The organism is Stenotrophomonas sp. P5_B8 (genome assembly GCF_054049855.1).
Map to the genome: position 1 here is coordinate 1 of NZ_JBFULO010000605.1, position 1,808 is coordinate 1,808.

The following is a 1,808-nucleotide window of genomic DNA, read 5'->3' on the forward strand; positions in this document are numbered from 1 at the left end:
AAGCTGCAGTTCTTCGTTGGTCAGTCCAGTGCGCTCGCGGCCGAACACGAAGGCGACTTCGGCGTCGGGCTSGGCGGCCTTGGCCAGGGSGCGCTGGGCGGCCACGGTGGGCAGCAGCTCTTCCAGCTGGACCCGACGGGCGCGGGCGGTGCAGCCCAGCACGAGGGTGCAGTCGGCCACGGCCTCGGCCAGGGTGCCTACGACGGGGGCGTCGCCGAGGACGTCCTCGGCGCCGGCCGAGCGCCTGAACGCCTCTTCATCCAGCGGCTTTTCGGGGGCGACCAGGACCAGCCGGCCCAGGCCCATGGTCTTCATGGCGCGCGCCGCAGCGCCCATGTTGCCGGGGTGCTGGGTGCCGACCAGGACGAATCGGATACGGGACGGAGCGGTTTCAATGGACATGAACAGGCCAAACGCGAGCAGACAAGCCACAGATGGTAAACTGTGCGACCGGCCTCTGCGCCGGGACCGCTCTTTTCCCCCGCCAAACATACCCACTCTGCCTTTACGGGAGCTTTTCGCCATGCAGAAACCCGCCGTCACCGTCATGGTCAAGGCCGCCCGCCTCGCCGGCAACGTCCTGTTGCGCAACATCAACAAGCTCGAGGCGTTGAACGTCGTAGAGAAGGGGCGCATGGACTATGCCAGTGAAGTCGATGCGGATGCGGAAAAGGTCATCGTCAAGGAACTCAAGCGCGCCTACCCGGAATACGGGATCATGGCCGAAGAAGGTGGCCTGCAGGGTGTGAACCGTTACATGTGGGTCATCGACCCGCTGGACGGCACCAGCAACTACCTGCGCGGCTTCCCGCACTACTGCGTGTCCATCGCGCTGGTGGAAAACGGCGAGCCGATCGATGCGGTGATCTTCGACCCGCTCCGCAATGAACTGTTCACGGCCAGCCGTGGTGCCGGCGCGGTGCTCAACGACCGCCGTATCCGCGTGGCCGATCGCAAGGACATGAACGGTGCAATGATCCACACCGGCTTCGCCCCGCGCGAGCGCCAGCGCACCAGTGCGCAGCTGAAGGCAGTGGATGCGCTGCTGGTGCATGCCGAGGACGTGCGCCGCACGGGTTCGGCGGCACTGGACCTGGCCTACGTGGCCTGCGGCCGTGCCGATGCCTACTTCGAGGCCGGCGTGAAGGCCTGGGACATCGCGGCCGGCGTGCTGCTGGTGCGCGAGGCCGGCGGCCGCGTCTGCGACTTCAAGGGCGCCACCCCGGCCCGCATGGACAGCCGGGGTCCGGAGACCCAGCAGATTGTGGCCGGCAACGTGAAGAACACCGACGTGCTGCAGAAGGTGCTGGTCAACACCGGCTACGCGGYGGAGTTCGACGCCAAGTTCTGATCGGCCGCGACTGCGACAGCTTGAAACGGCGCCTTCGGGCGCCGTTTTTGTTTGTTGGTGGTGCAACGCAAACGCAGGAGCAGGAGCAGCCGCGGCGGCGGTGCGCGTCTGCTGGCTTGGGCGGGTACGGGTGGGTTGGCGGGACACGCCGTAAATCCCTCCATGGAGGCTCGCGTGCGCCATCCATGGCGCMCGACGGTCCCGCCAACCCACCCGTACCCACCTTTTGACAGTGTGCGGGTGCGCAACGAAAGRGCTGGAGGCGCGATCACGGCGCCGACCCGCACGCCTCCCGCCCTGACCGACTCAGGCCGCGACCCTGGCCGTTGAGCTGCCGTTGCGTCCAGAAAACAAAACGCCCGGCCAAGGGGCCGGGCGTTTCATTACAACAGGCCGCGATCGAAAATCAGACCACCGTATTGCCAGCCGCCTTCAGGGCGGCGATGCGCTCTTCCAG

At 66.8% G+C, this 1,808-nt stretch carries 2 protein-coding genes; one reads left to right on the forward strand and one right to left on the reverse strand.

All coding sequences use genetic code 11. The features are described 5' to 3' along the window. A partial coding sequence (locus ACXJKH_RS19860; protein ID WP_457321939.1) for an RNA methyltransferase occupies positions 1 to 402 on the reverse strand: 402 nt, incomplete at its 3' end. Positions 403 to 523: 121 nt separating this feature from the next. Here ACXJKH_RS19860 and ACXJKH_RS19865 point away from each other — a divergent pair. Beyond that, entirely contained in the window at positions 524 to 1,351 is an 828-nt protein-coding gene (locus ACXJKH_RS19865) for an inositol monophosphatase family protein (protein WP_457321941.1), read from the forward strand. Positions 1,352 to 1,808: the final 457 nt, after the last annotated feature.